The 23,743-nt window shown below is 70.0% G+C and carries 20 protein-coding genes; 11 read left to right on the forward strand and 9 right to left on the reverse strand.

Translation table 11 applies throughout. The features are described from left to right. The first annotated feature begins 221 nt into the window (after positions 1-221). Complete coding sequence (locus tag ACWD4J_RS09070) at positions 222-1,166, forward strand: sulfotransferase family protein (protein ID WP_451394642.1); 945 nt, start codon at positions 222-224, stop codon at positions 1,164-1,166. Positions 1,167-1,482: 316 nt separating this feature from the next. Here the strand turns inward: ACWD4J_RS09070 and ACWD4J_RS09075 are convergent, their stop codons facing one another. The 4 genes from ACWD4J_RS09075 to ACWD4J_RS09090 all read right to left on the reverse strand — a co-directional run bounded on the left by ACWD4J_RS09075 (position 1,483) and on the right by ACWD4J_RS09090 (position 6,372). Beyond that, positions 1,483-2,943 (reverse strand): GH1 family beta-glucosidase, encoded by a 1,461-nt coding sequence (locus ACWD4J_RS09075; RefSeq protein ID WP_451394643.1) that lies wholly within the window; start codon positions 2,941-2,943, stop codon positions 1,483-1,485. An 80-nt stretch (positions 2,944-3,023) separates the two neighbouring features. Continuing rightward, positions 3,024-3,956 (reverse strand): carbohydrate ABC transporter permease, encoded by a 933-nt coding sequence (locus ACWD4J_RS09080; RefSeq protein WP_451394644.1) that lies wholly within the window; start codon positions 3,954-3,956, stop codon positions 3,024-3,026. Between the two features lie 13 nt (positions 3,957-3,969). Beyond that, complete coding sequence (locus ACWD4J_RS09085) at positions 3,970-4,965, reverse strand: carbohydrate ABC transporter permease (RefSeq protein WP_451394645.1); 996 nt, start codon at positions 4,963-4,965, stop codon at positions 3,970-3,972. A gap of 96 nt (positions 4,966-5,061) precedes the next feature. Next, the gene (locus ACWD4J_RS09090) at positions 5,062-6,372 is read right to left on the reverse strand and encodes an ABC transporter substrate-binding protein (RefSeq protein WP_451394646.1); all 1,311 of its coding nucleotides are present in this window, start codon (positions 6,370-6,372) and stop codon (positions 5,062-5,064) included. A gap of 285 nt (positions 6,373-6,657) precedes the next feature. Here ACWD4J_RS09090 and ACWD4J_RS09095 point away from each other — a divergent pair, with 285 nt between their 5' ends. Further along, positions 6,658-7,674, forward strand: coding sequence for a LacI family DNA-binding transcriptional regulator (locus tag ACWD4J_RS09095; protein WP_451394647.1), 1,017 nt, complete (start codon positions 6,658-6,660; stop codon positions 7,672-7,674). A 145-nt stretch (positions 7,675-7,819) separates the two neighbouring features. Next, positions 7,820-7,930 carry a hypothetical protein gene (locus ACWD4J_RS09100; protein WP_451394728.1) on the forward strand — a complete coding sequence of 37 codons (111 nt, stop codon included), beginning with the start codon at positions 7,820-7,822 and terminating at the stop codon, positions 7,928-7,930. A 118-nt stretch (positions 7,931-8,048) separates the two neighbouring features. Here the strand turns inward: ACWD4J_RS09100 and fdhD are convergent, their stop codons facing one another. The 5 genes from fdhD to ACWD4J_RS09125 form a co-directional block, all read right to left on the reverse strand. Continuing rightward, positions 8,049-8,912: a formate dehydrogenase accessory sulfurtransferase FdhD gene (fdhD, locus tag ACWD4J_RS09105; protein ID WP_451394648.1), complete on the reverse strand. Its 864-nt coding sequence runs from the start codon at positions 8,910-8,912 to the stop codon at positions 8,049-8,051. Between the two features lie 21 nt (positions 8,913-8,933). Next, positions 8,934-9,794, reverse strand: a complete 861-nt coding sequence (locus ACWD4J_RS09110; protein WP_451394649.1) for a 2Fe-2S iron-sulfur cluster-binding protein — start codon at positions 9,792-9,794, stop codon at positions 8,934-8,936. An 88-nt stretch (positions 9,795-9,882) separates the two neighbouring features. Further along, positions 9,883-11,817, reverse strand: coding sequence for an NAD(P)H-dependent oxidoreductase subunit E (locus ACWD4J_RS09115; RefSeq protein ID WP_451394650.1), 1,935 nt, complete (start codon positions 11,815-11,817; stop codon positions 9,883-9,885). Between the two features lie 7 nt (positions 11,818-11,824). Continuing rightward, positions 11,825-13,789 carry a molybdopterin oxidoreductase family protein gene (locus tag ACWD4J_RS09120; protein ID WP_451394651.1) on the reverse strand — a complete coding sequence of 655 codons (1,965 nt, stop codon included), beginning with the start codon at positions 13,787-13,789 and terminating at the stop codon, positions 11,825-11,827. Next, complete coding sequence (locus ACWD4J_RS09125; protein ID WP_451394652.1) at positions 13,786-14,763, reverse strand: 2-dehydropantoate 2-reductase; 978 nt, start codon at positions 14,761-14,763, stop codon at positions 13,786-13,788. The genes ACWD4J_RS09120 and ACWD4J_RS09125 overlap by 4 nt, the downstream gene beginning before the upstream one ends. Positions 14,764-14,978: 215 nt before the next feature. Between ACWD4J_RS09125 and ACWD4J_RS09130 the strand changes: the two genes are divergently transcribed. The 8 genes from ACWD4J_RS09130 (at position 14,979) to ACWD4J_RS09165 (ending at position 23,699) form a co-directional block, all read left to right on the forward strand. Beyond that, positions 14,979-16,316 (forward strand): OFA family MFS transporter, encoded by a 1,338-nt coding sequence (locus tag ACWD4J_RS09130; protein ID WP_451394653.1) that lies wholly within the window; start codon positions 14,979-14,981, stop codon positions 16,314-16,316. After that, entirely contained in the window at positions 16,282-16,434 is a 153-nt protein-coding gene (locus ACWD4J_RS09135) for an MFS transporter small subunit (RefSeq protein WP_451394654.1), read from the forward strand. The genes ACWD4J_RS09130 and ACWD4J_RS09135 overlap by 35 nt, the downstream gene beginning before the upstream one ends. A gap of 178 nt (positions 16,435-16,612) precedes the next feature. Next, positions 16,613-17,569, forward strand: a complete 957-nt coding sequence (locus tag ACWD4J_RS09140) for a beta-ketoacyl-ACP synthase III (protein WP_451394655.1) — start codon at positions 16,613-16,615, stop codon at positions 17,567-17,569. Between the two features lie 194 nt (positions 17,570-17,763). After that, positions 17,764-18,441: a GntR family transcriptional regulator gene (locus tag ACWD4J_RS09145; RefSeq protein ID WP_451394656.1), complete on the forward strand. Its 678-nt coding sequence runs from the start codon at positions 17,764-17,766 to the stop codon at positions 18,439-18,441. A gap of 165 nt (positions 18,442-18,606) precedes the next feature. Then, complete coding sequence (locus ACWD4J_RS09150) at positions 18,607-19,788, forward strand: ROK family protein (RefSeq protein WP_451394729.1); 1,182 nt, start codon at positions 18,607-18,609, stop codon at positions 19,786-19,788. Positions 19,789-20,005: 217 nt separating this feature from the next. Further along, positions 20,006-21,577 (forward strand): sugar ABC transporter ATP-binding protein, encoded by a 1,572-nt coding sequence (locus ACWD4J_RS09155; protein WP_451394657.1) that lies wholly within the window; start codon positions 20,006-20,008, stop codon positions 21,575-21,577. Then, positions 21,574-22,629 carry an ABC transporter permease gene (locus ACWD4J_RS09160; RefSeq protein ID WP_451394658.1) on the forward strand — a complete coding sequence of 352 codons (1,056 nt, stop codon included), beginning with the start codon at positions 21,574-21,576 and terminating at the stop codon, positions 22,627-22,629. Before ACWD4J_RS09155 ends, ACWD4J_RS09160 begins: the two co-directional genes overlap by 4 nt. Before the next feature lie 17 nt (positions 22,630-22,646). After that, positions 22,647-23,699 (forward strand): substrate-binding domain-containing protein, encoded by a 1,053-nt coding sequence (locus ACWD4J_RS09165; protein ID WP_451394659.1) that lies wholly within the window; start codon positions 22,647-22,649, stop codon positions 23,697-23,699. Positions 23,700-23,743 lie beyond the last annotated feature (44 nt).

Consider the following 23,743-nt stretch of genomic DNA (forward strand, 5'->3'; position numbering starts at 1 on the left):
GGGGCCCTTCGGGCCCACAAGAACCGTGCGTCAGGGGAATTGCCAATGCACGCGGCGGGCCCTGGGCCCTGCTGACTGTGTGCACGATGCGCCGTCTCCGATTTGCCTGTGATTAACCAGGAATTCTCTTCGACCCAATGAGGTGTCCCAGACGGGGGGACGGCTGAGGCTGCAGTGGGCCAGGGGCCGAAGGATCACGATCAGGGAAAGGTGGCACCATCGTGCAGGACCCCCGTTGGGACGCCGTACGCAAGGGGCTGCGGCGCAGAGGCAGACTGCTCGGCGAGGCGCTCAAGCCGCCGGCCGGCAAGCCGCCGGCTCCCAGGCCGGCGCAGGAGCAGCCTCTCGACGGGATTCCCGCCCAGCCTGATTCCGGTCCCGACGGTCCGCCGGTGGAACGCGCGCGCCGCCTCGTCGAGTCCCCGGTGTTCCTGCTCTCCTCCGTCCGGTCCGGCTCCACGCTGCTGCGGGTCCTGCTCAACAGCCACTCTCGGATCCGGGCGCCGCACGAGATGCACCTGCGCACCCTCCACGTCCGCCAGGACCGCGACTTCACGGTCACCGCCATGCGCGAACTGGGTCTGGACCGCGAGGAGTTGGAGCACATGCTCTGGGATCGTGTGCTGGGCCACGCGCTCGAGCGCAGCGGCAAGGACCTCATCGTCGACAAGACCCCGGCCAACACCCTCATGTGGCCCCGGCTTCTCCGTGCCTGGCCTCAGGCCCGCTACATCTTTCTGGTCCGCCATCCGGCAGCCGTCGTGGAGTCGCTGACCGCCCGCCGCCAGGACCCCGACCGGGACGCGATCCACGCCGAGGTGTTGCAGTACGCCGAGCGCCTGGAGGAGGCGCAGGAGGCGCTCGACGGCGTCACGGTCGCGTACGAGGACCTCACCGCCGACCCCGAGCGGGAGACCCGCCGCATATGTACCTACCTCGGGATCGAGTGGGAGCAGGCGATGCTCGACTACGGCTCGAAGGACCACGGCGACTTCCGGCCGCACATCGGCGACTGGAGCGAGAAGATCCGGTCCGGGCGGATTCAGGAGGCCCGGACTGCGACGGACTGCTCCGGGTTGCCGGAGCGGCTCGTGGAGATCGCTGAAGGGTGGGGGTACGGAGTGTCTGGGACGCCGTACGCCGAACCCGGGGTGCCGCCCGCGTAACCGGGACGTCCCCTGCGTAAGGGGTGCGCCTCGCCCACCGGGGCCGCGGCAGCACACACGCCGCGAACCAAGCGCCGAGCGGGCCGGATCGCAGGCAGGTGCCGAGTCTGCCGCGCACTCGGTGCGCCGGGGCGTGCGGCGCTGATGCGGAGGCGGCCCTCGGAGGACCTCGGGGCGGCGGTCATGGACCAACCGCCCCGTTCACGCCTGCTACGCGGGTGCAGTCGTCGTCTGGGGCCCGCTGCCCGGCCGCCTCAGGCCATCCGGGCGCCGCAGCTGACGGGAGCGTCCGCCCGGTAGGCGGCCCGGAACCCCGTCACCGGGCGTCGTCGTCCGCGGCCTCCAGCCTTCCCGAGCGGGCCACGTCGGCGTACCACTTGGCGCTTGCCTTGGGAATGCGCTTCCCGGTCGGGTAGTCGACGTAGACGGCGCCGAACCGCTTGCTGTAGCCGTAGCCCCACTCGAAATTGTCCAGCAGGGACCACAGGAAGTAGCCGCGGACGTCGACGCCCGCCTCGATCGCCCGGTGCACGGCCGTGAGGTGGCCCCGCAGATACGCGATACGGTCCGGGTCGACGACGCGACCCGTCGGGTCGACGTAGTCGTCGAAGGCCGCGCCGTTCTCGGTGATCATCAGCGGGAGTGCGGGGAAGTCGGCCTTCAGCCGCAGCAGCAGGTCGTACAGACCACTGGGGTCCACCGCCCAGCCCATCGTCGTCGTGTCACCCGGCGGGCGGTGGAAGGCCACGTCGTCGGCGCCGGGCCAGGGGCTGTGGTCGCTGCGCCCGTGGCCGTCGGCACCGTGGCTGCCCTCGCCGGTCGCGGCCGACACGAGGGTGGGTGTGTAGTAGTTGACGCCCAGGAAGTCCAGCGGCTGGTGGATCTGGGCGGTGTCTCCGTCGTGCACGAAGGACCAGTCGGTGAGGCGGGCGGTGTCCTGCAGGAGGTCCTCCGGGTAACGGCCTTCCAGCTGCGGACCGGTGAAGATCCGGTTGCCCAGCGCGTCGATGCGGCGGGCCGCCTCCTTGTCCTCCGCGCCGTCGATGAGGGAGCGGACGTGGTGGAGATTGAGGGTGATAGACGTCTGTGCGGTGGCGGGGAGCTCCGCGCGCAGCGCCTGAACCGCCTTGCCATGCGCGAGGTTGAGATGGTGCGCCGCACGCAGAGCCGCCACCGGATCGGTGCGTCCGGGTGCGTGCACGCCCGACGCGTATCCGAGGAAGGCGCTGCACCAGGGCTCGTTGAGGGTCGTCCAGGTCCTGACCCTGTCCCCGAGCGCCCGCGCGGCCAGGGAGGCGTACTCGGCGAACCGGTCGGCGGTGACCCGCTCCGGCCAGCCGCCTGCGTCCTCCAACTCCTGTGGCAGGTCCCAGTGGTAGAGGGTGACCACCGGCTGGATGCCCTTCTCGAGCAGGGCGTCGGTCAGCCGACGGTAGAAGTCGAGGCCCTTTTGGACCGCGGGGCCGCGGCCGGTCGGCTGCACGCGCGACCAGGACAGCGAGAAGCGGTAGGCGCTCACGCCGAGGTCGGCCATGATCCGGACGTCCTCGCGCCAGCGGTGGTAGTGGTTGCAGGCCACGTCGCCGGTGTCTCCGTTGCGAACCCTGCCCGGAGTGTGGGAGTAGGTGTCCCAGATGGAGGGGGTGCGGCCGTCCTCGGCGGCGGCACCCTCGATCTGGTACGCGGCGGTCGCCGTACCCCAGGTGAACCCCAGGGGAAACGTACGGGCGGCGGCGTTCCGCGGGGCGGGCGCGGCACGTCGGGTTTCGGTGGTCACGGAGGTCCTTCCGGTTGAGGTGGAGTGTTAGGGAGGCGAGACGCGTGGATCGGAGGGCGTCCGCGGCGATTCGGACGGGCTCAGCCCTTGACCGCGCCCTGCATGATCCCGCCGACGATCTGCCGCCCGAAGACGACGAACATGGCGAGGAGGGGCAAGGTGCCGAGCAGGGCACCGGCCATGATCAGCGACTGGTCGCGAACGTAGCCCGCGCTGAGCTGCGTGAGGGCGACGGGGACCGTCGGGTTGCTCATGTCCAGCACGATGAACGGCCAGAAGAAGTCGTTCCACGCGTGCACGAACGTGATCATGAACAGTACGGCCATGGCCGGCCGCGCCACGGGCAGCACGATGCTCCAGAAGATGCGCAGCGAGTGCGCGCCGTCCACGCGCCCCGCCTCGACCAGTTCGTCGGGCAGGGCTTCGGAGAGGTACTGCCGCATGAAGAACACGCCGACCGCGCTGACGAGTGTGGGGAAGATGACGGCGGGCAGCTTCTGCCCCCACCCCAGCTCCGCCATCATCATGAACAACGGAACGACACCGAGTTGGGGCGGGATCATCATCGTCCCGATCACCAGCATCAGCAGGATGTTGCGCCCCTTGAAGCGCAGCTTGGCGAAGGCGAACCCGGCCAGCGTGGCGAACAGCACGGTGGACAGGGCGATGACCCCGGCCACGATGAGGCTGTTGACCATGGCCTTGCCGAGTGCTGCGTCCTGCCAGGCCTTGCCCAGGTTCTCGAACAGATGTGGGCCGGGCAGGAAGGGCGGGGGCGTCTGCGTCACGCGTGTGTTGTCGCTCGACGCCGCCACCATCGTCCAGTAGAGCGGGAAGAGGGAGAACAGCGCGGCCAGGCCGAGCAGCACGTAGGTGACGGGCCCCGCGTGGTGCTGGCGGCCGGCCCGCTGGCGCAGTGACAGACGTGGGAGGCGTCGGCCGGACGGCGTGCCGTCGGGGGCGGTGCCGAGGTGTGCGTCCGCCGTCCGGACCCGGATGCTGTCAGTGGTCATGGAGGGCTCCTGGTCAGGACCTGCGCGACAGGACGCGCTTGAGGACTTGCTGGACGACGAAGACGAGGATGAGCAGCAGGAACATGGCCCAGGCGACGGTGGCGGCCCGTCCCATCTGGTAGTTCTTCCAGCCCTCCTCGTACAGCAGCAGACCCAGCGTCTGGTACTGGTTGTCCGCGCCGCCCGTGATGCCGTTGGGACCCTGGCCGAAGATCAGCGGCTCACCGAAGAGCTGTGTTGCGCCGATCGTCGACAGCACGATGGTGAAGACGATGGTCGAGCGGATACCCGGCACGGTGACCTTGAGGAACTGCTGCCAACGGGAGGCGCCGTCGATGGCGGCCGCCTCGTAGCGGTCCCGCGGCACGGCCTGCATGGCCGCGAGGTACAGCAGGGCGTTGTAGCCGGTCCAGCGCCAGATCACGATGGTGGAGATCGCCGTCTGCGCGGCCCACTTGTTGTTCTCCCAGTCGACGTGGTCCACGCCGACCAGGCTCAGCAGCCAGTTGATCATGCCGAAGTCGCGCTCGAAGAGCATCGTGAACACGAGGGCGGCGGCCCCGACCGACGTCGCGTACGGAGTCAGGGCCGCGACGCGGAAGAACGTCGAACCACGCAGCTTGTAGTTGAGCAGATGGGCCAGGCCCAGGGCCATCATCAGCTGCGGAACGGTTGAGATCACACCGATGGTGACGGTGTTGGCCAGCGCGTTCCAGAAACGGTCGTCGTGCCACAGGGCCGTGTAGTTGTCGAAGGCGACCCACTCCATCAGGTTCATCGACGACATTTCGACGTGATGGAGCGAGATCCAGGACGTGTAGATCAGCGGGTAGAAACTGAAGGCTGCGAAGACCACGAAGAACGGGGCGACGAACGCGTACGGCGCGCCACGCAGGTCGAGGCGGTGCAGCAGGTTCCGCCGACCCTGGCGGTCCCCGCTCGCGCGGTTCCCGGCCGGGGGAGCGGTACCGAGGGCACCGCCCTGGGGCGTCGAGGTGGAGGTGGCCACCGGAAGGCATCCTTCCTTCGAAGCGGGTGGGGCCGAGGGCCCGGCGGCCACGCGGGATGCGCGTCGCCGGGCGCCTGCGGCGAAGGGGCGGAACGCTCAGCCGGCAGCCTTCTTGATGCGTTCGTCAGAGGTCTTCCAGGCCTCTTCCGGGCTCTTGTTCTGCGCCTCGATCAGCGTCAGTCCCTGCGAGAAGATGTCCTTGATGGTGCCGTCCTTGCGGCCGAGCACCTGCTCGTCGGGGATCTCCTTGGCCGCATCGCCGAAAATCTCGCCGATGGGCGCCCCGCTGAAGTAGTCGGACTTCGCGTCGGCAACTTCGGGCATCTTCAACGCGGCCTCGGACGACGGGAAGTTGCCGATCTTCTCGAAGATGTAGGCCTGCTGCTCGGGAGCCGTGAGCCAGGCGACGAGTTCCTTCGCCTCCTTCTTGACCGGACTCTGCTCCATGACGCCGAGGAACGATCCGCCCCAGTTGGCGCCCTGTGGTGCTTTGGCCACGTCCCACTTGCCCTTGTTCTTCGGCCCGGCCTTCTCGCTGATGTGGCCGAGCATCCAGGCGGGGCACACCGTGCTGGCGAACGTGCTGTTGGCGAGGCCGGGGTCCCAACCGGGCTGGAACTGCCGGAGCTTGGCGGTCAGCCCGGACGTGGCCGCATCGGACGCCAGGCCCCAGGCATCCTTCACCACCGGGTTCTTCGCGTAGACGAGCTCGCCGCTCTTGTCGTAGAACTGCTCCGAACTGCCGTAGATCATGGCGTTGAACAGGCCGCTGGAGCTGTCCATGAAGGCGACCTTGCTCTTCGTGTTCTTCTTGAAGCGCTTGCCCGCCTCGACGTACTGCGACCAGCCGTCCTCCCAGAGCTTCGCGACCTCGCCGCGGTCGGTGGGCAGTCCTGCCTCCTCGAAGAAGTCCTTGCGGTAGCAGACCGCCATCGGGCCGATGTCCGTGCCGAGCCCGATCACCTTCTTGTCCGGTGCGGTGACCTGGCTGAGCTTCCAGGGTAGGAAGTGGTCGGTTCCGGCGACGTCCGAGAAGTCGACGAACTTGTCCTTCTGCGTGTCGACCAGTTCCTTGGCACGGCCGATCTCTATGCCCTGGATGTCCTTCAGACCACTGCCGGCGGCCAGGTGCGTCTGCAGGGCGGTGTAGTAGGTCTGCTCGTCACCGGCGACGTCCGCCTTGATGACGACGTCCGGGTGCAGCTTCATGTATTTCTCGAGGAGGCCGGTCTCCTTGAAGCCCATGACGCCGAAGAGCCCCATGGTGATGGTGACCTTGCCGTCCTTCCGGCCCCCGCCGGTCCCCGTGTCGCTGCCCCCACCGCAGCCCACGACCATGCCCAGGACCGTCACAGCCGAGACTGCCCCAACGATTCTTGTACGTAACTGCTTGCGGAGCCTGCTCATTCCGTCCTCCTAGCGGCGGCGTCGACGCGCCGGAACTACCAGCCGTACGGCCCGCTCAGCGGCCCGATTTGTCTACTGGGTACGTTCCCAATCGTGGATGGGAACGTACCCACCAAGTTTCCCGAAGCGTCGTCGCCCCCAACACCTGTGTCAAGGAGGTGAACTGACTTTCTTTCAGGAGATGTAGGCTGAGCATCGCCGCCAAGGTGACGGATCCCCGCCACCCCGTCTGGCACAATGCCCAGCTGAACGCCGTCCCCACGGCACGGCGGCGAGGGAGGAGCCATGGGGGGAAGGCAGCGGCCGACGATCAAGACCGTGGCCGCGCGAGCCGGGGTCGGTCGGACCACCGTTTCACGAGTCATCAACGGCTCCGAACTCGTCAGCGAGAAGGCCAGGGCCGCGGTACTGGCCGCCATCGCCGAGCTCCAGTACGTACCCAACTCCGTGGCCCGAGGCCTCGTGACGAGCAAGACCAACTCGGTGGCCCTGGTCATACCCGAGTCGGAGAGCCGCCTCGGCTCGGAACCGTACTTCTCGGCGGTCATCCGCGGTGTCAGCGCCGCGCTCGCCGAGACCAGGACGCAGCTGCAGCTCGTGCTCGTCCGTGACCAGCAGGAACGCGACCAGCTCACCGAATCGGTCGCGGAGCGCCGCGTGGACGGTGTGCTCCTGGTGTCCGTGCACGAGCACGATCCCCTGCCGGGGCTCCTCGAGGACCTGGGCCTGCCCACCGTGCTGGCCGGTCGCCGGGGCCCCAGCGAGTCGCTGACCCACGTCCACTCGGACAACACGGGCGGGGCTGCTGCAGCCGTGCGGCACCTGCTGTCAGGCGGACGCTCGAAGGTGGCCACGATCGCCGGGCCGCTGGACATGGACGTGGCTCGCAGCAGGCTTCAGGGCTGGCGCGAGGCCCTTACGGAAGCGGGTCGTCCGGCCGGGGATGAGCTCGTGGCCACGGGCGACTTCACCGAGGAGGGAGGCGGGATCGCCATGCGTTCACTTCTCGAACAGGCCCCGGACCTCGACGCCGTGTTCGTGGCGTCCGACGTCATGGCCGTCGGCGCCATGCTGGAACTGCGCCGGGCCGGACGCGGCATCCCGGACGACGTGGCCGTGGTCGGCTTCGACGACTCCATCATCGCCCGCCACAGCAATCCGCCCCTCACCAGCGTGCGCCAGCCCGTCGAGGAGATCGGCAGCACCATCGCCCACCTCCTCCTGGAAGAGATCAGCGATTCCGAAGCGCCGCGTCAGCACGTTGTTCTGCCTACGCAGCTTGTGGTGCGCGAGTCGTCGTGAGCCGGATGGCAGACCCGGGACGGTGACACTTCCCGGCGGGCGGACCGGTCGGGCCCTTTCGCGGGCGCGGGCGACCGGCGGCGGTTGACTCTCGGGCAACCCGAAACCCGACGCTGTTCGAGCGAGCAACGACAACCTTCTGAGTATCGGCAGCCTCGCGCTTCTCAGTGGCCTGTCCATCCACGCCTTGCGGCACTACGGCGAGGTCGGCCTCCTGCCGCTGACTGTCGTCGACCCGGACACTGGACCGCCGTAAACGGGCCCTTTCAAGGCGAGCGCCGTCACGTGGCTCGGCGCCGGTGAGGCAGGGCCCGGCCGGCGCAGGGGGCGCTCCCCGTCGGCCGGGGCCCCGCCGCCGTGCAGCGGGGAGCCGGTCAGCCCTGGGCGGCCGCGGCCCGCAGGGCGATGCGGTGCTCACCCGCGTACACGTTCATGGAGGCGCCCCGCAGGAAGCCGACCAGGGTCAGGCCCGTCTCGGCGGCGAGGTCGACGGCGAGCGAGGACGGGGCGGAGACCGCGGCCAGGACCGGGATGCCGGCCATCACGGCCTTCTGGGCGAGCTCGAACGAGGCCCGGCCGGAGACCAGCAGGATCGTGCGGGACAGGGGCAGGCCGTCGTTCTGCAGGGCGCGCCCGACCAGCTTGTCGACCGCGTTGTGGCGGCCCACGTCCTCGCGTATGTCGAGCAGCTCCCCGTCCTCCGTGAACAGTGCCGCCGCGTGCAGGCCCCCGGTCCGGTCGAAGACCCGCTGAGCGGCGCGCAGCCGGTCGGGGAGGCTCGCGAGCAGCTCGGGTTCGAGCCGGACCGGGGGAGCGCTGCCGTCGCCTGTGTCGTCGATGGGCCAGCGGGCGGTGGTCCGCACCGCGTCCAGGCTGGCCTTGCCGCACAGGCCGCACGAGGAGGTGGTGTAGACGTTGCGTTCAAGGGTGATGTCCGGGACGGGCACGCCCGGCGCCAGCTTCACGTCGACCACGTTGTACGTGTTCGAGCCGTCCGCCGTGGCCCCCGCGCAGTAGACGATGTTCTGCAGCTCGGCCGCCGTGCCCAGCACCCCCTCGCTCACCAGGAAGCCCGCCGCGAGCGCGAAGTCGTCGCCCGGGGTGCGCATGGTGATGGCGAGGGGCTTGCCGTTCAGCCGGATCTCGAGGGGTTCCTCGGCGACGAGTGTGTCCGGGCGGGTGCTCACGGCCCCGTCCCGGATCCGTATCACCCGCCGTCGTTCGGTGACGCGTCCCATGTCTCAAGCCCCATGTCTCGATCAGTCCCGGTTCTGCACGTGCTGGTAGCCGAAGCGGCCCTTGATACAGAGGTTGCCGTGGGTCACCGGGTTGTCGTGCGGCGACGTTACCTTCACGATCTCATTGTCCTGCACGTGCAACGTGAGGTTGCAGCCCACTCCGCAGTACGCGCAGACGGTCGTCGTCTCGGTCTGGGCCGACTCGTCCCAGGTACCTGCTGCCCGCATGTCGAACTCCGACTTGAACGACAGGGCTCCCGTGGGGCACACCTCGATGCAGTTGCCGCAGTACACACACGCCGAGTCGGTCAGCGGCGCGTCGTTCTCCACGGCGATACGGGCGTCGAAGCCGCGGCCCGCGACGGAGATCGCGAAGGTGTTCTGCCACTGGTCGCCGCAGGCGTCGACGCACTTGTAGCAGAGGATGCACTTGTCGTAGTCGCGCACGTACAGATCGTTGTCGATCTTCGGTTCCTCGTTGAGGCGTGCCGCGTCCGGGCCGAAGCGGTCCGGCTTCGCCTCGTACTCCTTGATCCACCCGGCGACCTTCGGTGTGGTCGACAAGTCGACCGAGGAGGCGAGGAGTTCGAGGACGATCTTGCGGCTGTGGCGGGCGCGTTCGGTGTCGGTGCGCACCTCCATGCCCGGCTCGGCCTTGCGCGAGCAGGCCGGGGCGAGGGTGCGGGCGCCCTCCACCTCGACCACGCACACGCGGCACGCGTTCTTCGGGGTGAGCGTGTCGCCCTGGCAGAGGGTCGGAATGTCCTTGCCCGCCGCCCGGCACGCGTCGAGGATCGTCGAGCCCTCGGGGACCCTGGCCTCCTGCCCGTCCAGCGTGAACTCGACAAGGCGGCGCGGCGGGCCCAGTGGTATGGCGGTCATGTGTACGCCCCCAGGCAGTCGGTGGTCGTCATGTGCAGGCCCCCGGGCGTGCGGGCCCCAAGGCGGCCGATGGCGGATTCCGCGGCGGTCATTCGTACGCTCCCAGGCGGTCGATCGCCGACTCCACGGCGTTCCAGGCGGTCTGGCCGAGACCGCAGATCGAGGCGTCCCGCATGGCGCGGCCCACCTCGCGCAGCAGCGCGATGTCGTCGGCCGCCGCGGTACCGGTGCGCTCCGTGATCCGGTGCAGCGCCTCCTCCTGGCGGACGGTGCCCACCCGGCACGGCACGCACTGGCCGCACGACTCGTCGCGGAAGAACTCGGCGATGCGGAGGAGGATGCGCGGGAGCGGCACGGTGTCGTCCAGTGCCAGGACGACTCCGGAGCCGAGCGTCGTACCGGCCTCGCGGGTCCCTTCGAACGTGAGCGGGATGTCCAGCTCGTCGGGGCGTACGAAGCCGCCCGCGGCGCCGCCCAGCAGTACCGCCCGGAGGTTGTCCGGCTTGCCCGCGAGGTCGAGGAGGTCGCCGAGCGTGGCGCCGAACGGCAGCTCGTAGATGCCGGGGCGGGCGACGCTCCCCGAGACGCAGAACAGCTTGGGGCCCGTCGACTTCTCCGTGCCGATCGCGGCGTACGCCTGGGCGCCCAACGTGAGGATCGGCAGGACGTTCACCAGCGTCTCCACGTTGTTCGCGGCCGTCGGCTTGCCGAACAGGCCCTTCTCGACGGGGAACGGGGGCTTCGAGCGGGGCTCTCCCCGGTAGCCCTCGATCGAGTTGAACAGGGCCGTTTCCTCACCGCAGATGTACGCGCCCGCGCCGCGGCGGATCTCGATGTCGAAGGCGTAGCCCTGGCCGAGCACGTCGTCGCCGAGGAGGCCACGCGCGCGTGCCTGCGTGATGGCGTGGGTCAGCCTGCGCAGGGCGCGCGGGTACTCGCCGCGCAGGTACAGGTAGCCCTTGTGTGCGCCTACCGCGTATCCCGCGATCGTCATGGCCTCGATGAGGGCGTACGGGTCGCCCTCCATGATCACCCGGTCCTTGAAGGTGCCGGGCTCTGATTCGTCGGCGTTGCAGACGAGGTAGTGGGGGTGGTCGGGCTGGGAGGCGGTGGCCCTCCACTTGACGCCGGTGGGGAAGGCGGCGCCGCCTCGGCCTACGAGGCCCGCGTCGGTGACTTCGCGGATCACGCCTGCCGGGCCGATGGCGAAGGCTCGGCGTAGCGCCTCGTAGCCGCCGTGGGCGCGGTAGTCGTCCAGCGAGGTGGGGTCTACTACGCCTGTGCGGCGGAGGAGGACCAGGCCGTTTTGGCCGGCCTGGGGGACGGCCATGGCGGCGGGGGGTTCGGTGGGGGCGGCGTCCGGGGTGGTGGCCGCGGTCACGGTGGCGCCTACGGTGGCCGGGGCGACGACGGCGGTCGCATAGGAGGATTCCCCCACCCCGCCCCTTCCCGAAACCGGGGCTCCGCCCCAGACCGCGCCGGGGCCCCCGGACCCCCGCTCCTCAAACGCCGGAGGGGCTGAATCTTTCGCAGGCGCCCCCGCCCGCACCACCAACGCCGCCGGCGCCCGCTCACACAACCCCAGACACGGGCTCCGCTCCACCGAGACCCCGCTGCCCACCCCCAACCGCGCTTCGACCCCGGCGCACACCTCCGCCGCCCCCGCGGCCGCACACGCCAGATCCGTACACACGTGCAGCACAGTTGCCGGCCGCGGACGCACCGAGAACATCGAGTAGAACGTGGCGACCCCGTACGCCTCCGCCGGCGGCACCGTGAGCCGTCGGCACAGATAGTCGAGGGCGCCCTCACTGATCCACCCCACGCGGTCGTTGACCGCGTGCAGCCCCGGCAACAGCAGATCGCGCCGCTCCCGCGCCTCGCGGCCCCCGCGCGCCCACCTCAGGTCGGCGTCGGTGCGGTCGTCGGCGCCCTCCCACGCCGACTCGGGCGGGCCGAGCAGCGCGTCGACCGCGGCCCGCTCCTCATCGGTCGGCTTGCTGTCGCCGAAGTGCAGATCCATGCCTGTCTCAGCTCCTCACGGCTGTGACGGGTGACGTCTCAAGTGACTTCTCGGCCAGCTTCTCGATGCGGATCGCCGACGCCTTGAACTCCGCCGTGCCCGCGATCGGGCAGTTGGCCTCGATCGTCAGCTGATTGGTGTCCACCTCGTCGGGAAAGTGCATGGTCATGAAGGCGAGCCCGGGACGCAGCCCGGTGTCGACCCACACGGGCGCCACGACGGACCCCCGCCGCGACGACACCCGGACCTCCTCGCCCACCACGACCCCGTACCGCTCCGCGTCCTCCGGGCACAGCTCCACGTACTCGCCGCGCCGCAGCGGAGAGGCGAAACCGCCGCTCTGCACACCGGTGTTGTACGAGTCGAGGCGCCGCCCGGTCGTCAGGCGGATCGGGAACTCCTCGTCGGTGAGGTCCACCGGCGGGTCGTGCTGGACCAGCCCGAAGGGTGCGAGCGGGCCGCGCCGCGCGGGGTCGGGGTCCCACAACCGGCTGTGCAGGTAGGTCGGTTCGAGCCGGTCCGTGTCGGGGCACGGCCACTGGATGCCCTGGTGCTCCTCCAGCCGCTCGTACGTCATGCCGTAGTGGTCCGGGGACACCGACCGCAGCTCGTTCCAGACCGACTCCGCGTCCGCGTACTTCCAGTCGTGGCCGAGCCGCGCGGCGAGGTCGCAGATGATGTCGATGTCCTCGCGGGCCTCGCCGGGCGGGTCGATCGCCTTGCGAACGCGCTGTACACGGCGCTCGCTGTTGGTCGTCGTGCCGTCCGTCTCGGCCCAGCCCGCGGTGGCCGGGAGGACGACATGGGCCAGCTCCGCCGTCTTCGTCAGGAAGATGTCCTGCACGACGAGGAAGTCCAGCGCACTCAGCCGCCGCACCGCCTGCTCGCTGTCCGCCTCCGACTGCGCAGGGTTCTCGCCGATGCAGTAGACGGCCCTGAGCGAGCCCTCCTCCATGGCCTCGAACATCTCCGTCAGGTTCAGTCCGTAGTGCGGCTGGATCACGGTGTCCCACGCCGATGCGAACTTCAGCCGGACGTCCGCGTCGAGGATGTCCTGGAAACCGGGCAGGCGGTTGGGGATCGCGCCCATGTCGCCGCCGCCCTGCACGTTGTTCTGCCCGCGCAGCGGCTGCAGCCCCGAGCCGTACCGGCCCACGTGCCCCGTGAGCAGCGACAGGTTGATGAGCGCCCGGACGTTGTCGGTGCCGTTGTGGTGCTCCGTGATGCCCAGCGTCCAGCACAGCTGGGCCCGCTCGGCCCGGGCGTACGCGTGCGCCAGCTCCCGTATCGCGGCCGCCGGTACGCCCGTCACCTTCTCTGCGAGCGACAGCGTCCATGGTTCGACGAGCTGCTTGTACTCCTCGAACCCCGTCGTCGCCCGCTCGATGAACGCGTGGTTCGCGAGGCCGGCGTGGATGATCTCGCGGCCGATCGCGTGCGCCATCGGGATGTCCGTGCCGACGTTCAGGCCGAGCCAGCTCTCCGCCCACTCGGCGGTGCTCGTCCGCCGCGGATCGACCGCGTACATCCGGGCGCCGTTCCTGATGCCCTTCAGCACGTGCTGGAAGAAGATCGGGTGCGCGAAGCGGGCGTTGGAGCCCCACATCACGATCAGATCGGTGTGCTCGATCTCCTCGTACGACGACGTGCCGCCGCCCGAGCCGAACGCGGCCGAGAGCCCGGCGACGCTCGGCGCGTGGCACGTGCGGTTGCAGGAGTCGACGTTGTTCGTGCCCATCACGACCCGCGCGAACTTCTGCGCCACGTAGTTCATCTCGTTGGTCGCGCGGGCGCACGAGAACATCCCGAAGGCGCCCTGCGCGGCCCGCAGTCCGTCGGCGGCGCGGGTCAGCGCCTCGTCCCAGGTGGCGCGGCGGAACGGCTCGTCCCGGGAGTCGCGGACGAGGGGGTGGGTGAGACGGGTGTACGTCTTGGGCGTGCGGTTCCTCTTCTTGGGTGCCCTGTCGCTCATGCCGCGCTCCTCATGCGGTCGGCCAGCAGGTCCGAGATGGCGTGGACGGTTCGGAGCGTCGGCACGGGCACATCGGTGATCTGCGCCAGCTCCACGACGGCCGCGAGCAGCACGTCGAGTTCGAGCGGTTTGCCGCGCTCCAGGTCCTGGAGAGTGGAGGTGCGGTGGTCGCCGACGCGCTCCGCGCCCGCAAGGCGCCGCTCGATGGAGACGCCCGGCCGGCAGCCCAGGGCCTCGGCGACCGCGAGCGTCTCGGCCATCATGATCTCGATGACCCGGCGGGTGCCGCCGTGCAGGCACATCTGGCGCATGGTGGCGCGGGCGAGCGCGCTGATCGGGTTGAAGGAGATGTTGCCGAGCAGCTTGACCCAGATGTCGCCCCGCACGTCGGGCTCGACCGGGCATTTGAGGCCGCCCCTCTGCATCGCCTCGCTGAAGGCCAGGCAGCGCGCGGACACCGAGCGGTCGGGCTCGCCGACGGAGAACCGGGTGCCCTCCAAGTGGCGAACGACTCCGGGGGCTTCGAGTTCGGTCGCCGCGTACACGACGCAGCCGACGGCCCGTTCGGGCGCGAGCACCGCACTGACCGCGCCGTCGGGGTCCACGCTCTCGATGCGCTGCCCGTCGTGCGGGCCGCCGTGCCGGTGGAAGTACCACCACGGGATGCCGTTCTGGGCCGCGATCACGGCCGTGTCCTGGTGCAGCAGCGGCTCGACCAGCGGCCCGCACGCCGCGTACGAGTTGGCCTTGAGCCCCAGGAAGACGAAGTCGACCGGGCCGATCTCGGCCGGGTCGTCGGTGGCGTGGGCGCGCGCGGTGAAGTCGCCGCGCGGGCTGAGCACCTGCACTCCGTGCTGCCTCATGGCCGCGAGATGCGGTCCGCGGGCGACGAGATGGACGTCGGCGCCTGCGCGATGCAGCGCGGCCCCGACGTAGGCACCGATCGCACCGGCGCCGAGAACTGCGACTTTCACTGTGGGGCGCTCCGTTCGGTCGAGGGAAACCGGAGGGAAAGCGAGGAACAGTCAGTCGGTGTCGACGAAATATTGTCTACAGTATGGAACTTGGGGCAGCAAGGGTTCGCGCAGCGGCTGTGACGGCTCTTTGGGCGAGGCATTGCATACCGTCGACGGGTTCGTGTTTCCGAACTGCTTCCCAAGTCCCGTATGCCTTCATATCGTTCGGGATCATGAGTCCACCCCTCGCCCCAACCGGCTGGAGCCGCTGGCTCGTTCCGCCGGCCGCCCTGTCGGTCCACCTCTCCATCGGCCAGGCGTACGCCTGGAGCGTCTTCAAACCCCCACTGGAGTCCGCGCTCGGCCTCAGCGGCACCCAGAGCGCCCTGCCGTTCCAGCTCGGCATCGTCATGCTGGGCCTGTCCGCCGCGTTCGGCGGCACGCTCGTGGAGCGCAACGGGCCGCGCTGGGCGATGACCGTCGCGCTGTGCTGCTTCTCTTCCGGCTTCCTGCTCGCCGCGCTCGGCGCCGCCACCGAGCAGTACTGGCTGATCGTTCTCGGCTACGGTTTCGTCGGCGGCATAGGCCTCGGCATCGGCTACATCTCGCCGGTCTCCACGCTGATCAAGTGGTTCCCGGACCGGCCCGGCATGGCCACCGGCATCGCCATCATGGGCTTCGGTGGCGGCGCCCTCATCGCCTCGCCTTGGTCGGCGCAGATGCTCGAGTCCTTCGGTGCGGACTCGTCCGGCATCGCGCTCGCCTTCCTCGTGCACGGCCTGACGTACGCCGTCTTCATGTCCCTGGGCGTGCTGCTCGTGCGCGTGCCGCGCCCGGACTCGCGGCCCACCCCGTCCGGACCGTCCCCGATCGAGGGCGTCCAGGTCTCGGCGCGCAGCGCCGTGCGCACCCCGCAGTTCTGGTGCCTGTGGGTCGTGCTGTGCATGAACGTGACCGCGGGTATCGGCATCCTCGAGAAGGCCGCGCCCATGATCACCGACTTCTTCGCGGACACGGACACGCCGGTGTCGGTCTCGGCGGCGGCCGGATTCGTGGCGCTGCTGTCGGCTGCCAACATGGCCGGGCGCATCGGCTGGTCCTCCACCTCGGACCTCATCGGCCGCAAGAACATCTACCGGCTGTACCTGGGCGTGGGCGCCCTGATGTACCTGCTGATCGCGCGGTTCGGCGACTCCTCCAAGCCCCTGTTCATCGTCTGCGCGCTGGTCATCCTCTCCTTCTACGGCGGCGGCTTCGCCACGGTCCCCGCCTATCTGAAGGACCTCTTCGGGACGTACCAGGTGGGCGCCATCCACGGCCGGCTGCTCACCGCCTGGTCCACCGCCGGCGTCCTCGGCCCGCTGATCGTCAACTGGGTCGCCGACAGCCAGAAGGAGGCCGGCAAGCACGGCTCCGGCCTCTACGGCCTGTCGCTGACCATCATGATCGGCCTGCTCGTGGTCGGCTTCGTCGCCAACGAGCTCGTACGCCCCGTCCACCCGCGCCACCACATTCCCGCCCCGAGGGAGGCCGCCGATGACGACACCGTCCGGGACCAGCAGTCCGCCTAGCCCGACTGGTCCGAGCCGCCGCGGACTGATCGCCTTCGCCTGGCTGTGGGTGGGCCTGCCGCTCGCCTACGGGGTCTACGAGCTGGTGCAGAAGGCGACGCAGCTGTTCACCGGCTGAGGCTCCGGCCTCCGCCGATCCGAGGAAGGGCGCCCCGCGCCGTACGGCATGTGGCTGTACGGCATGAGGGAAACCGACAAGTGGGGCGCCCCAATCCTGTCGCTTTACGTCACCTCGTACCCGTGAGTCGCTTACCAGACTGGTGAGTCCCGTATCTCCTTCATGAGGGGGCTCGCCCATGAACGGCTCACGCATCGCCGCCGTCGGCCACTACCAGCCCGACAAGGTGCTCACCAACGAGGACCTGGCGGGCATGGTCGACACGAGCGACGAGTGGATCAAGTCCCGGGTGGGCATCCGCACCCGCCATATCGCCGGTCCCGACGAGCCCGTCGACGAACTGGCCGCGCACGCCGGTGCCAAGGCCCTGGCCGCCGCGGGCCTGGTGCCCGGCGACATCGACCTGGTGCTCGTCGCCACCTCCACGGCCGAGAACCGCTCCCCGAACATGGCCGCGCGGGTCGCGGCACGCCTCGGCATGCCGTCCCCGGCCGCCATGGACGTCAACGTCGTCTGCGCGGGCTTCACGCACGCGCTCGCCACGGCCGACCACGCCGTACGGGCCGGGGCGTCGGAGCGCGCACTCGTCATCGGCGCGGACAAGATGTCCGCCGTGACCGACTGGACCGACCGCACCACCTGCGTCCTCGTCGGCGACGGCGCGGGGGCCGCCGTCGTCGAGGCGAGCGCACCGGACGCCGCGGATGCGGCGCCCGGCATCGGGCCGGTGCTGTGGGGCTCCGTGCCCGGCATGGGCAACGCCGTACGCATCGAGGGCACCCCGCCGCGCTTCGCCCAGGAGGGGCAGAGCGTCTACAGGTGGGCCACCACGCAGCTCCCGCCCATCGCCCGGAAGGCGTGCGAGCGTGCGGGGATCACGCCCGAGGACCTGGCCGGGGTCGTGCTGCACCAGGCGAACCTGAGGATCATCGAGCCGCTCGCCCAGAAGCTGGGCGCCGTGAACGCGGTCGTCGCCCGCGACGTCGTCGACTCCGGCAACACGTCGGCGGCGAGCATTCCGCTCGCCCTGTCCAAGCTGGTGGAGCGCGGCGAGATCGGCACCGGCGACCCCGTGCTGCTCTTCGGCTTCGGCGGCAATCTGTCGTACGCCGGGCAGGTCGTCCGCTGTCCGTGAGGCGGCAGGCGAGCCGCCCGGGCGGGGCGGCCTGAGCGCGGTGTGACGTGTCCAACTGGCTCTGGCACTGGCCATTGTGCTCAGTAGACTGTAGACGAAAGCCAATTGATACCGGCTCGTCCGGAGTCACTTGATACCGGCTCGTCCGGAGCCGACTGATACCGGCTCGTCTGCCGCCCAGGAGGGGGACCGCGATGTTGTCCACAGGACTGCCGCAGGGAGCGGTGCCCAGGCTCGAACGTCCGGGCCCTCTGCGGGACCGGGTCTACGAGGCACTGCTCGAACTCATCACGACCCGCGCCCTGCAGCCCGGCCAGCACCTCGTCGAGAGCGAGCTGGCCGGGCATCTCGGCGTCTCGCGGCAGCCGGTGCGCGAGGCACTGCAGCGCCTCAACACCGAGGGCTGGGTCGATCTGCGTCCCGCACAGGGCGCATTCGTGCACGAGCCCACCGAAGACGAGGCGGACCAGCTGCTGACGGTGCGCACGCTGCTCGAGGCCGAGGCCGCGCGGCTGGCCGCCGCCAACGCGGGCACCGCGGGGATCACCGCGTTGGAAGAGCTCTGCGCCACGGGCGAGCAGGCGGTCGATGACGGCGACGTGGACCTCGTGGTGGCGACCAACGCCGCCTTCCACGCCAAGGTCATGGAGCTGGCGGGCAACGTCGTCCTGGCCGAACTCGCCGGCCAGGTCGACCGGCGCGTCCGCTGGTACTACACACCGGTCGCCCGGCAGCGCGGCAAGCAGTCCTGGATCGAGCATCGCGACCTGATCGCGGCGATCTCGGCCCGCGACGAACAGCGCGCCACGGAGGTCATGCGCGCCCATACGGAGCACACGCGCAAGACGTATCACGCGCGCGAGAAGTCCTGAGCCCGGCACGGTAGAGCCGGCCCGGTCAGGGCTTTGTCCTGAAGCAGGAGAAAGTCAGGGGCGATTCCTGCTCAACTTCTTCCCCCTCCCGGCAACCACTGCTACGTTCCCCTCGAAAGCCAGACGCAGACAGGCCGATCAGGCGGGGAGGGGCACGTGAGACGTATGACGGCTCGGCCCGCGAACGCACATCAGGCGCGACTGCTGCGGCTGTTGCGCGACGGCGGCCCCAACTCGCGGGCTCAGCTGGGCGATCAGATCGATCTGTCCCGCTCCAAGCTCGCGGTCGAGGTGGACCGGCTCCTCGAGACCGGTCTCGTCGTCGCCGACGGGCTGGCCGCCTCGCGCGGCGGCCGCCGCTCTCACAACATCCGTCTCGCACCCGCGCTGCGCTTCCTCGGCGTGGACATCGGCGCCACGTCGATCGACGTCGCCGTGACCAACGCGGAGCTGGAGGTGCTCGGGCACATCAACCAGCCCATGGACGTACGCGAGGGACCGGTCGCCGTTTTCGAGCAAGTGCTGTCCATGGCCGCGAAGTTGAAGGCCTCCGGGCTCGCCGAAGGCTTCGACGGAGCGGGCATCGGCGTTCCCGGACCGGTCCGCTTCCCCGAGGGCGTGCCGGTCGCGCCGCCGATCATGCCCGGCTGGGACGGCTTTCCCGTACGGGAGGCCCTCAGCCAGGAACTCGGCTGCCCCGTCCTCGTCGACAACGACGTGAACCTCATGGCGATGGGGGAGCAGCACGCGGGAGTGGCCCGCTCGGTCGGCGACTTCCTCTGCATCAAGATCGGTACGGGCATCGGCTGCGGCATCGTCGTCGGCGGCGAGGTCCACCGTGGTACGACGGGCAGCGCCGGCGACATCGGCCATATCCAGGTCGAACCGGACGGGCGGCCCTGCGCCTGCGGGAACCGGGGCTGCCTGGAAGCGCACTTCAGCGGCGCGGCCCTCGCCCGCGACGCCGAGGAGGCCGCCCAGCAGGGACGGTCGCCCGAGCTCGCGACCCGCTTCGAGGCGGCCGGGCGGCTCACCGCCGCGGACGTCGCCGCCGCGGCCGCCGCGGGTGACGCCACCGCACTCGACCTCATCCGCGAGGGCGGCAACCGCACCGGCCAGGTCATCGCCTCACTCGTCAGCTTCTTCAACCCCGGCCTGGTGGTGATCGGCGGCGGCGTGACCGGGCTCGGCCACACGCTGCTCGCCGCCATCCGCACCCAGGTCTACCGCCAGTCGCTGCCCCTTGCGACCGGCAATCTGCCCATCGTCCTGGGCGAGTTGGGGCCCGCGGCCGGTGTCACCGGCGCGGCCCGGCTCATCAGCGACCACTTGTTCTCGCCCGCCTGACCGGTAGCCGTACCGGCGACCGGTAAGCACATACGCCACCTCGCCAGAGCCGTACACACGCAACCTCACCAAAGCCGCAACACCACCACCAGCACCCTGAGTGCTGGTGGTGGCACCGGCAGCACAAGTACAGAGCTCTGCTCTGTGCTAGCCGACATATCAGTACACGCCCTGAATCGCACCCGCTCACCGGCCGCACCCGCCGAGGGGACCTGTCATGGCACCAGAACCACCGCTGCTCACCATGTCCGGCATCACCAAGTCCTTCCCGGGCGTCCGCGCCCTCGACGGCGTCGACCTGGAGGTCCAGGCCGGCGAGGTCCACTGCCTGCTCGGCCAGAACGGCGCCGGGAAATCCACGCTCATCAAGGTGCTCGCCGGCGCCCACCAGCCCGACGACGGCGAGATCACCTGGCGCTCCGAACACGTCGTCCTCCGCTCGCCCATCGCGGCCATGCGCCTCGGTATCGCCACCATCTACCAGGAACTCGACCTGGTGGAGGGCCTGTCGGTGGCCGAGAACGTCTTCCTCGGCCACGAGCCGACCACGGCCGGATTCGTCGTACGAGGACGGGAGGCGCGCGCCCGGGCCGCAGCGCTCCTCAAGCGGCTCGGCCATCCGGAGATCGACCCGGCCCGGCTCGTCGGGGACCTCTCGGCCGCCCAGCAGCAGATCGTCTCGATGGCGCGGGCGCTCTCCCACGACGTACGGCTCATCGTCATGGACGAGCCGTCGGCCGCCCTGGACCCCGACGAGGTCGCCAACCTCTTCCGTATCGTCCGCGATCTGACCGCCGACGGAGTCGCCGTCGTCTACATCTCCCACCGTCTGGAGGAGATCCGCACGATCGGCGACCGTGTCACCGTCCTCAAGGACGGCCGGGCCGTCGCGGTCGGACTGCCCGCCAAGACCACCCCGACGCGGGAGGTCGTCGCGATGATGACCGGCCGCAACGTCGAGTACGTCTTCCCGGACCGGCCGGCCGTCACCGCGGAGCAAGCTCCCGCACCCGTACTGACCGTCGAAGGCCTGGCCCGCGACAGCGAGTTCGCGCCCCTCGACCTCGAGCTGCACCCCGGTGAGATCGTCGGCCTCGCGGGACTCGTCGGCTCCGGCCGCTCCGAGATCCTGGAGACGATCTACGGAGCGCGCAGGGCGAGTGCGGGCCGGGTGCTGGTGGACGGGAAGCCGCTCAAGCCGGGGAGCGTGCGCGCCGCCGTGCGCGCCGGACTCGGGCTCGCCCCCGAGGAGCGCAAGGCCCAGGCCCTGCTGATGCTCGAGTCCGTCACCCGCAACGTGTCGGTCTCCTCCATGTCCCGCTTCTCGCGCGGCGGTTGGCTGGACAGGTCCGCCGAACGCGCCGCGGCGCGGCAGGCCACACGGGAGCTGTCGCTGCGCCCCGACAACCCGTCGGTTCCCGTGCGCACGCTGTCCGGCGGCAACCAGCAGAAGGCCGTACTGGCCCGCTGGCTGCTGCGAGGCTGCCGCGTCCTGCTGCTCGACGAGCCCACGCGGGGCGTCGACGTCGGCGCGCGCGCCGAGCTGTACGCCGTCATCCGCCGCCTCGCCGACGACGGCCTCGCCGTCCTCCTCGTCTCCAGCGAAGTACCCGAGGTGCTCGGGCTCGCCGACCGTGTGCTGGTGCTCCGCGAGGGCCGCGTCGTGCACACGGCGCCCGCCCGGGAGCTCGACGAACACCGCGTACTCGACCTCGTGATGGAAGGAAGCTCCGTGAGCCCGGTGACCCCCGCACATCCCGTGACCGCGGAAGGGAGTCCGACGTCATGACGCAGCCCGCCTCTCCGGCGCAGCAGGGTCAGCCGGACGCACGTCCCCGGTCCGATTCCACCCCTGCCCACACGTCCGCCCCGGCGGACGGCGCGAGCTCGCTCCGTGCCATATGGGCGCGTGCCGACATCCGCACCCTGTCGCTGCTCGGCGTGCTGGCCGCGCTCATCGTCGTCGGCGGCATCACCAAACCCGACGAGTTCCTGGACACCAGGAACCTCCAGCTCGTCCTCACCCAGTCGTCCGTCATCGGTGTCGTCACGGTCGGCATGACCTTCGTCATCACCTCCGGCGGCATCGACCTGTCCGTGGGCGCGATCGTCGCGCTCGCCTCCGTGTGGGCCACGACGCTCGCCACCCAGGAGTACGGCTTCGGGGGCATCCTCCTCACCTCGGTGCTCGTCGGCGTCGGCTGCGGGCTGGTGAACGGGCTGCTCATCGCGTACGGCGGCATGGTGCCGTTCATCGCGACGCTCGCCATGCTGGCCTCCGCCCGCGGCCTCGCCCTGCAGATCACCGATGGCAGGACACAGGTCGTCACCGTCGACGGGATCCTCGGTCTCGGGGAGCGCGACGCGTACGTCCTCGGTGTTCCGCCGCTGGTCCTCGTCTTCGCGGCCGTCACCGTCGTCGGCTGGCTGGTGCTGAACCGCACCACCTTCGGCCGGCGCACCGTCGCCGTCGGCGGGAACGCGGAGGCGGCGCGGCTGGCCGGCATCGACGTGCGGCGCCAGCGCCTCTACCTCTATCTGCTGTCCGGGCTGTGCTGCGGTATCGCGGCGTTCCTGCTGATCATCCTGTCCGGCTCGGGCCAGAACACCAACGGAAACCTCTACGAGCTCGACGCCATCGCCGCCGCGATCATCGGGGGCACCCTGCTCAGCGGCGGCCGGGGCACCATCACCGGCTCCGTCCTCGGCGTCCTGATCTTCACCACGATCACCAACATCTTCGCCCTCAACAACCTGCAGAGCGACGTCCAGCAGATCGCCAAGGGCGCGATCATCGTCGCCGCCGTGCTGGTCCAGCGCCGTACCGCGAGCACGACCTGAGGAAAGGGATCACCGTCATGCCAGAGCTCACCAGTCGCAGAGGACTGCTGTTCGGCACCGCCGCCGTATCCGCCGGTGCCTTCCTCACCGCCTGCACCAGCAACGAACCCAAAGACTCCGCCAAAGACGGGGCGTCCGCCGCGAACGACCAGCCGGTCGCGGACGACAAGCCCGGCAAGGAGGTCACCATCGGCTTCGCGGGCCCGCAGGCCGACCACGGCTGGCTGAACGCGATCAACGACAACGCCAAGAAGCGGGCCGAGAAGTACGAGGACGTCACCCTCGAGATCACCGAGGGCTCCAACGACACCGCGGCCCAGATCGGCCAGATCGAGACGCTGATCAACAAGAAGGTCGACGTCCTGGTGGTCCTCCCGGCAGACGGCAAGGCCCTCACACAGGTGGGCCTGAAGGCCATGCGCGCGGGCATCCCCGTCGTCAACCTCGACCGGATCTTCAACACCCCGCAGGCGTACCGCTGCTGGATCGGCGGCGACAACTACGGCATGGGCCTGAACGCCGGGCACTACATCGGCGAGAAGCTCAAGGACAAGAAGAACGCCCGCGTCGTGGAGCTCGCCGGACTCGACAACCTGGAGCTGACCAAGCAGCGCACCCAGGGCTTCGACGACGCGCTGAAGAACTACCCGAACATCAGGAAGGTCGCCCGCCAGGCCGCCGAGTTCACCGTCGAGTCGGGCCAGGCCAAGATGGCGCAGTTGCTGCAGGCCCAGTCGAAGTTCGACGCCCTGTGGAACCACGACGACGACCAGGGGGTCGGCGCCCTGCGCGCCATCGAGCAGGCGGGCCGCGACGACTTCCTGATGGTGGGCGGCGCGGGCGCGCTCTCCGCCTTCCAGGCGATCGAGGCCGACAACAGCGTGCTCAAGGCCACCGTGCTGTATCCGCCGACCATGGCCGCCTCGGCGATCGATCTGGCGCGCGCGCTCGGGCAGTCCAAGGGCGTTTCGGGCCTGGCCGAGTTCGAGATCCCGGCGTCCCTCACCCTCTACTCGGCCGTCGTCGACAAGGACAACGTCGACCAGTACATGCCCACCGGCTTCAAGTGATGCGCACGCCTGCCCCCACAGAGCGTCGACCACGAGGAGGAAAT

It is taken from the genome of Streptomyces sp. NPDC002577 (assembly GCF_053594815.1).